This is a genomic window from Rhodoferax sp., assembly GCF_010365055.1.
Lineage (GTDB): Bacteria > Pseudomonadota > Gammaproteobacteria > Burkholderiales > Burkholderiaceae_C > Rhodoferax.
The window spans coordinates 1-7,763 of record NZ_JAAFHA010000129.1 but is presented as its reverse complement, the minus strand read 5'-3'; the positions used below and the strand labels follow the sequence as shown (position 1 = coordinate 7,763).

The following is a 7,763-nucleotide window of genomic DNA, read 5'->3' as shown; positions in this document are numbered from 1 at the left end:
ACGATGGCACGGGGTTGCAGTGAATCGAGCGCACCAAAAACGGCGGCATGGCGAAAACGCTTGGCAACGCCGCGGGCGTCAAAGGGGTAAATGGCTTCAGGGGTGACGTGGCCGGTGGCGCAGGAACTCATGGGGAATCCTCAGGAAGTTAAAAGATGCATTATAAATGAATCTTAAAACATGCCAAGGTTTTTCCGGCTGCCACCGGCGCGCGCAGGCATGAAATGCCAGCTCGTGGGCGCTCTGTCACGAGACGCGGTGTCAGTCCTTGAAGGTGGCCGCGCGTTTACCCATGTTGGCCATCATCGCTTCCTGCAGGTCTTTGCTCATCAGCATGGCCGCGTTCCAGGTGGCGATGTAGTTCAGGCCGTCGGCCACAGAGTGGTCACGCGCGTAGGTGATCATCTCTTTGCTGCCGCGAATCGACAGTGGCGACTTGGCGGCGATGCTGGTGGCGATCTCTAGCACACCGGCGCGCAGCGCTTCACGCGACTCGAACACGCGGTTGACCAGGTGAATCTCACGCGCTTCCTCCGCACCCAGCTTGCGCGCCGTATAGGCCAGTTCGCGCGCCATGCCTTCACCAATCAAGCGCGGCAGGCGCTGCAGGGTGCCGACGTCGGCCGTCATGCCGATGTCGATTTCCTTGATCGTGAAATAGGCATCTGCCGAGCAGTAGCGCATGTCGGCGCAGGTGATCAGGTCAATGCCACCGCCGACGCAGGCGCCGTGAATGGCGGCGAGCACCGGCTTGCGGCAGCGCTCCAGGCTGGTGAGTGTGTCCTGCAAATCCAGGATCACGCGGCGCAGTGCCTCGCGCGTGCGTCCGTCGCAGTCGTTCTGGATCTGCGGCCCCAGGCCCATCATCATCTGCAGGTCAATGCCCGCAGTGAAGAGCTTGCCTTCACCTTCCAGAATCGCCACGCGCGCTTCAGGCGTTTCATCGACCCACTGGAACGCTTTGCGGATTTCCTGCCACATGGTGGCGTTCATGGCGTTGGCCTTGTCGGGCCGGTTCAGGCGCACGGTGGCGATGTGGTTTTCCAGGGTGACTGAAAGGGTTTCGTAGTTCATGATTTTTTCTTGGCAGTGACTGCTGATTATTGGGGTTTAGCCGCCTTGTAGGCCGCCAGGTAGGGTGCCAGGCGCTTGCCCATTTCGTCGCCCAGCGCTTGCAGGCCGCTCATGGGTCGCACCATGACTTCAAAGTCCACAATTTTCCCCTCCAGATCGAACTGGATCATGTCGATGCCTTTGAGCCCCTTGTCGCCCACGCGGGCGCTGAATTCCAGCACCACGCTCAGGCCGTCTGAGCTGGCCAGCTCACGGTTGTAGCTGAAGTCCTCAAAAACCTTGACCACGGTGCCCAAAATGAGCTGCACCGCCTGCGCTCTGGCGTACGGTGTGTACGCCATGGGCGAGCGAAATACCGCCTTGGGATGCAGGATGGCTCCTAATTCACTCAGGTCGCCCTGCGTCACCATGCGGTGCCATTTTTGCAGTGAAGCGGCTACCGCAGGCGGCATGCCGGCCTGTTGTTTTTCGGTGGACGCTTTGTCCGCCCCGGCGCTGGCGCCTTCGAGGGCCACCGCCAGTTCGGTGCCCTGTTTAATGGCGCGTTTGGCGTCCAGCTCGGCGGCCTTGTCGGCGCCGCCGATCAGGTGCACGCTGCAGCCCGTGGCGACCAATTCGGCCTGCAATTCGCGCTGCGGGTCCTGGCCGGCGCAGACGACGACGGTGTCGGCGGGAATGATCATTTCACGCTCGCCCACTGTGATGTGCAGGCCGGCGTCGTCGATTCTGCGGTAGCTCACGCCCGCGAGCATCTCGACGTGGCGATTCTTCAGCGACGTGCGGTGAATCCAGCCGGTGGTCTTGCCCAGGCCGTCGCCGACCTTGCTGGTCTTGCGCTGCAGCAGGTAGACCTTGCGCGGGCTTTTTTCAATGACTGCTTCTGTCAAGCCGCCGCGCGTGCTGTAACTGGTGTCCACGCCCCATTCGGCAAAGAACTTGGCGGCGTCCAGACTCGGGCTGGTGCCGCTGTGCAGCAGGTATTCCGCCACGTCAAAGCCGATGCCGCCCGCGCCAATCAGCGCCACGGTCTTGCCCACCGCGCACTTGTCACGCAGCACGTCCAGGTAGCCCACCACCTTGGGGTGATCGATGCCTTCAATGGCGGGCAAACGCGGCGTGACGCCGGTGGCCAGCACGATGTGGGTGTAGCCACCAGTGGCCAGCGTTTGCGCGTTGACGCGGGTATTGAGTTTCAGCTTGACGCCGGTGAGCTCAATCTGGCGGCCAAAGAAGCGCAGCGTTTCAACAAACTCTTCCTTGCCCGGCACCTGCTTGGCGATGTTGAACTGGCCACCAATCTCGCTGGCTGCATCAAACAGCGTGACCTCAAAGCCGCGCTCTGCGGCGGTGGTGGCAAAGGCCAGACCGGCCGGGCCAGCGCCCACGACCGCGATGCGGCCGCGCGTCTTGGCGGGCACAATGTTGAGCAGGGTTTCGTGGCAAGCGCGCGGGTTCACCAGGCAGGAGGTGATCTTGCCGCCAAAGGTGTGGTCCAGGCAGGCCTGGTTGCAGCCGATGCAGGTGTTGATCTCGTCGGCCTTGCCCTGTTCGGCTTTGCGCACAAACAGCGGGTCGGCCAGGAACGGGCGCGCCATCGAGACCATGTCGCAAAAACCATCGGCCAGCAACTGTTCGGCCACCTCGGGCGTGTTGATGCGGTTCGTGGCGACCAATGGAATGCCCACCTTGCCCATGAGCCGCTGGGTCACCCAGGCCCAGGCGGCGCGCGGCACCTTGGTGGCGATGGTGGGGATGCGCGCCTCGTGCCATCCCACGCCGGTGTTGATGATGGTGGCGCCGGCCGCCTCGATCGCCTGCGCCAGTTGAATCACTTCGTCCAGCGTGGAGCCGCCTTCGACCAGGTCCAGCATCGACAGGCGGTAGATGATGATGAAGTTCTTGCCGACGCGCTCGCGTGTGCGGCGCACGATCTCGACCGGAAAACGAATGCGGTTCTCGTAGGACCCGCCCCATTCGTCATCGCGCTGGTTGGTGCGCGCGGCGATGAACTCGTTGAGCAGGTAGCCTTCGGAGCCCATGATTTCGACGCCGTCGTAACCGGCCGACTGAGCCAGCGCCGCGCAGCGCACAAAGTCGTCGATGGTCTGCGCCACTTCTTCGGTGGAGAGCGGATTCGGGCGAAACGGGTTGATCGGGGCCTGCAAGGCGCTGGGCGCGACCAGGTCGGGGTGGTAGGCGTAACGGCCGAAGTGCAGGATCTGCATGGCGATCTTGCCGCCGGCGTCGTGCACGGCCTGCGTCACCACTTTATGTTTATCGGCTTCGTCCTCCGTGGTCAGGCGTGCGCCACCGGGCATGGGGCGGGCGCGGTCGTTCGGGGCAATGCCACCGGTCACGATCAGGCCGACACCACCGGCCGCGCGCTCGGCGTAAAAGGCGGCCATGCGGGCAAAGCCGTCTTTGGCTTCTTCCAGCCCGACGTGCATCGAGCCCATCAGCACCCGGTTGGGCAGGGTGGTAAAGCCCAGGTCGAGGGGCTGGAGCAGGTGCGGGTAAGGGGTCATGGGGTCGTCCTCGTTCAAAAGATCAGGGTGGGCGGGAGGCTGCAACGCGCGCGAATTTAGCGTGACGCTGCAACCGGTTGCGCAGTTTATGGCAACTCAGAAATTTATGCAACCAGTTGCATAGTTGGAGACATGCGCTTAGACTCGCCAGCGAGAAAGCTGCCCCGCCGACCCGAGCCCACATTCCCAACTCGCCATGTCCCTAGCCCACGCCGTCTTGACCTCGTTGATTGAAAAGTCGTCCTCCGGCTACGACTTGGCGCATCGCTTTGACAAGTCCATTGGTTATTTCTGGCACGCCACGCACCAGCAGATTTACCGCGAACTGGCCCGCATGGAGGCGGCGGGTTGGATCGAGTCCAGCAGCGCCCCCGACGCCGGCAAGACCCGCAAACGCGAGTACCGGGTGCTCGGCGCGGGCCGCGCCGAGCTGGCACGCTGGGCCTGCGAGCCCTCGGTGCCCCTGGATTTGCGCGACGAGTTCATGGTCAAGTTGCGCGCTGACGCGGCCTTGGGTGAGATCGATTTACGCGACGAACTGCGCCGGCGCACCGCCCTGCACCAGGAAAAACTGGCGCACTACCGCGCCATCGAGCAGCGCGACTTTCTGCACGGCAAGCCTTTGTCACGCGAGGCCCGCATCCACCACATGATCCTGAAAAAGGGGATTTTGTTTGAGGAGGGGTCGATTGCCTGGGGTGCGGACATGCTGGCGGTGCTGGATTAAGCAACGACGCACTCTGCACAAGAAGATTTTTTACAGGCCGGGCTCGTCCGAATGGTTCCAGCAGATGCTGAAAGCCTAAGAAATTGATAGCTGCTCATGCAGGTGCGACGAGGGCTATAGCCCTAAAAGGCTTGAAGACATCCGTCGCTCAGGCTGCCTGCACCACACCCGGCAACCCGCCCCGCCCCTACAGCGTAAACGTGAACCGATCGATCAACGCACCGGGCGTGCGTGAGCCGCCCAGCGCACGCTGAAAATAGGTGTCGACCGACGGGTCAATCTCGGCCTGCGAGGTCAGCGCCATCAGTTTGCTGCCCAGGGCGCTGTACAAACTCTCGTCCCAGCGCATGTCCTTGATCGGGCCGACGATCTCGCCGCCATCGACCCAGAAGCAGGCATAGCGTGTCATGCCGGTGACCCGGGCGGACACCGGGTCGCTCCAGTTCAGGTAATGCAGATTGGACAGGTAGAGTCCAGTGCCCAGCGCTTGCAAGACGTCCTTTTCGGCCAAGGTACCGGTTCCCACATCCATGGCGCGCGGGGCCTCACCGTCAGCGGCGCCGTTGGCCAGCAGGCCATACTCTTTGGCCGTGCGTGAACTGACCAGCAGGTTCTTCAGGTCGCCATTTTCGATCAGCGGCAAGCTCGTCGCAGACACCTCGCCCAGGCTGTTGAAGCGTGGTGCCAGGCCCAGCCCAAAGTTCTCCTTGATCTGCAACAGCGGGGACAAGCATGCCTCTTTTTCTGCCAGCTTCTTGAACGGACTGCGACCCTGCTTCCAGGCGGCGGCGGACAGGGCGTTCCAGCCCAGCAGACCCACCAAGTCAGAAAATGCCTTGGGTGCCAGGTAGGTGCGGTAGGCGCCGGGTTTCACCTCTTGTTGCGATTGGCTTAGCAGTTGCAGCAGCGCCCGGGTGCGTTGCAGATTGGCCGCCCAGTCGGCGGCGTTCCAGTGCGACGCGGCGTAAACGCCCTTGGCCGCTTGCGGTCCGTTGTAGAGCGAATAATCCAGAAAAAAAGTCTCAGAGGCAAACCAGTGGCTCTGGCCTTTGGAGTTTCTGTTTGCCCGAATCACGGCGCCGCCGCCGTAGAACCCGGCCAAGTCACAGCCTTCGGCCGGCCCGAGCACCGCGCGCACCACCTCGGCGGGCGACAGCAGCGCGCCCCGGAACTCTTCGCTGCTTGAGCCATGGTCCTCAACAGGCACCTGGTTGGGGTCCACTGGCAACACGGCCAGCTCGGTGCGGCAACTTGCCAGCAGGCGTGTCAACGCCGCCCGATCGGTCTCCCAATGGCCGCCGAGTGTGCGGCTTTTTTCGACTGTGCGGCCCAGGCTTTGCAGGCGCAGCGTCAGGCTGATTTGCTCAACGTCGGTGTTCTGACGAACGCGGTTGCCGTTGAAGCGGGTGAATAGGGATTCTTCGGCGCTGAGGTTGATGGTGGCCTCTTCGCCAGGGCTCAATTCGGGCAGCAGGTCGGCGCAGAGCTGGTCAAAATGCTGATGCACCCGGGCAATGAAGTCGGAGTTTTTCATGCTTGACCTCCGAACACTTCGACATCGCGGAACAGGCACGGCGGCGAGGCATGGCCGACCCGAATCACCTGGCTGGGCTCGCCCTTGCCACAAAAGGCGGTCCCAAAGGCGGCGCTGTGGCGGCCGACGCCTGCCAGCCGGCGCCAGAAGTCCACTGTGGTGCCCCGGTAGTTGGGGTTGCGCACGACGGCGCCCAGTTTGCCGTTTTCGATCAACTGCCCGAATTCACAGCCAAACTGGAACTTGTTGCGATAGTCGTCAATTGACCAGGATCGGTTGGTGCTCATGAGCACACCATGCTCGACCTGGCCAATCAGTTCCTCGAGCGTGGCGCTGCCGGGCTCCAGGTTGAGGTTGGCCATGCGGTCAATCGGCGCTCGGTTCCAGGAAGACGACCGAAAGTTGGCCACGCCGGGCAGCCCCGAGCGACTCTGCGACTCCAGCGCGCCCAATCCGCGTTTGAGAATGCCATTCTCGATCAGCAGTTCTTTGGTGGCGCTGTGGCCGCCGTCGTCATAGGCGTAGCTGGCAAGTTCGTGCGCCAACGTCGGATCAAACGACACATTCATGAAGGCGGAGCCGTATTGAAGCTGACCAAAGTCCTGCGGCTTGACAAAGCTCCAGCCGGCGTAGTTGCGCTCGTCGCCCAGGATGCGGTCGAGTTCGAGCGGATGGCCAATCGACTCGTGAATTTGCAGCATCATCTGGTCGGGCAGCAAGACCAGGTCCATGCGCCCGCAGGGGCAGTTGTCCGCATGCAGCAGTACCAGTGCCTGTTGTGCGGTGCTTTGCGCTTGCTGCACCAGCGCGGCGCGGTCAAAAATTTCGCCGCCGAATTGACCGGTGCGCGACCAGGTCCGGGTCTGGGATTGCAGACCTTCGGCCGCCGTGGCCGACAGCGTGACATCGACCATGTCAAAGCTCTGACGGGTGTCGGAGCCGTTGGATGAAAAGTAGTTGATCTGGGTCTGGACCAGCATCGCGCTGGCGCTGCGATTGACCAGCAAATCCGATAGCTTCATGGCATTTGAGGCCGCCAACAAGCAGTCGGTGATCTCGGCCAGGCTGGTGGCGTCCAGGTCGCGCGCGCGCGGGCTGCGGTAGCTGCCCGTCGCCTTGGGCCGTTGCGCGGTCGAAAACGTATGCGCCTTATGGTCGCTGGTGGCGCCGGTGGTGGCGAGGGCGCGATCGAAGGCGCGCATCAGGCCCGCGCTGCTGAGATCGGCGGTGGCCGCATAGCCAAAATGCCCGTTCACCAGCACCTCGCACATGGCGCCTTCTTCCAGGCCGCTCTGGTTGGTCTCGGGGCGGTCGTTGCGAACACTGCGCTGGGTCGTGGTTTCGCGCGAATAGCGCAGGCCCGCCCACGGCGCGGATTTCAGCGCGTGTTGCAGGGCCGCTTCATGAGGAATCAGGGTGTTGGGCATAGGTGGATTTCGGCGCGTCAATGGCAGGCAATGATTGAAACGGCCGATTGAACCACGTTTCAAACCGCTGCGTCTTGCACCCGCTGCGCCGACCGATCCGCCAAGCTACTCCCGTTGTTGTGCTGCTTGCTTGGCGTGCAGCTTGGCGGCGATGCAGTGACCGTGGGTGACGTGCAGCAGACCGGCAATCTTGCTGATCAGGTGATTTTCATGGGCGCCGAGTTGGCCGTTCGCGTACGCCACCTGCCACAGGTATTCAATGACCTGAAATCGATGGTGCTCTTCGCCAATGCGTGGCACGTCACCCGCGCAGTGCGTGAGAATAGGGTCGAAGTCATCATTCTCGGACCTGCGGGAAATGCCGCGCAGGCCGGTCACTTCTACGTGTGTGCCGTGCATGGCACGAGTCCAGTCGGGTGAAAGTCCTGACACCAGGTATTCGCAGAGCCGAAGGTTAGCCAAAGGGCAAGTGCGTC

At 62.6% G+C, this 7,763-nt stretch carries 6 protein-coding genes and 1 pseudogene; 1 reads left to right on the top strand and 6 read right to left on the bottom strand.

Annotated elements, in window-relative coordinates; all coding sequences use genetic code 11:
- From GZ093_RS18955 to GZ093_RS18945, 3 genes and pseudogenes are all read right to left on the bottom strand, one after another.
- Nucleotides 1–131: DUF2249 domain-containing protein (locus GZ093_RS18955; RefSeq protein ID WP_296489099.1), on the bottom strand; the 131-nt coding region annotated here is incomplete at its 3' end.
- A 130-nt stretch (nucleotides 132–261) separates the two neighbouring features.
- Nucleotides 262–1,074 carry a crotonase/enoyl-CoA hydratase family protein gene (locus GZ093_RS18950; protein WP_296489097.1) on the bottom strand — a complete coding sequence of 271 codons (813 nt, stop codon included), beginning with the start codon at nucleotides 1,072–1,074 and terminating at the stop codon, nucleotides 262–264.
- 506 nt (nucleotides 1,075–1,580) lie between these two features.
- Nucleotides 1,581–3,599: pseudogene (locus GZ093_RS18945) on the bottom strand (NADPH-dependent 2,4-dienoyl-CoA reductase); the annotation flags it as partial.
- Between the two features lie 196 nt (nucleotides 3,600–3,795).
- Here GZ093_RS18945 and GZ093_RS18940 point away from each other — a divergent pair.
- Nucleotides 3,796–4,326 carry a PadR family transcriptional regulator gene (locus tag GZ093_RS18940; RefSeq protein WP_296489095.1) on the top strand — a complete coding sequence of 177 codons (531 nt, stop codon included), beginning with the start codon at nucleotides 3,796–3,798 and terminating at the stop codon, nucleotides 4,324–4,326.
- A 187-nt stretch (nucleotides 4,327–4,513) separates the two neighbouring features.
- Here GZ093_RS18940 and GZ093_RS18935 read toward each other — a convergent pair whose 3' ends face one another.
- The 3 genes from GZ093_RS18935 to GZ093_RS18925 all read right to left on the bottom strand — a co-directional run bounded on the left by GZ093_RS18935 (nucleotide 4,514) and on the right by GZ093_RS18925 (nucleotide 7,686).
- A complete protein-coding gene (locus GZ093_RS18935; protein WP_296489093.1) occupies nucleotides 4,514–5,860 on the bottom strand; it encodes a metallopeptidase TldD-related protein in 1,347 nt (448 codons plus the stop codon).
- A complete protein-coding gene (locus GZ093_RS18930) occupies nucleotides 5,857–7,287 on the bottom strand; it encodes a TldD/PmbA family protein (protein WP_296489091.1) in 1,431 nt (476 codons plus the stop codon). Before GZ093_RS18930 ends, GZ093_RS18935 begins: the two co-directional genes overlap by 4 nt.
- Nucleotides 7,288–7,392: 105 nt before the next feature.
- Nucleotides 7,393–7,686 carry a TerB family tellurite resistance protein gene (locus GZ093_RS18925; RefSeq protein WP_296489089.1) on the bottom strand — a complete coding sequence of 98 codons (294 nt, stop codon included), beginning with the start codon at nucleotides 7,684–7,686 and terminating at the stop codon, nucleotides 7,393–7,395.
- Nucleotides 7,687–7,763 lie beyond the last annotated feature (77 nt).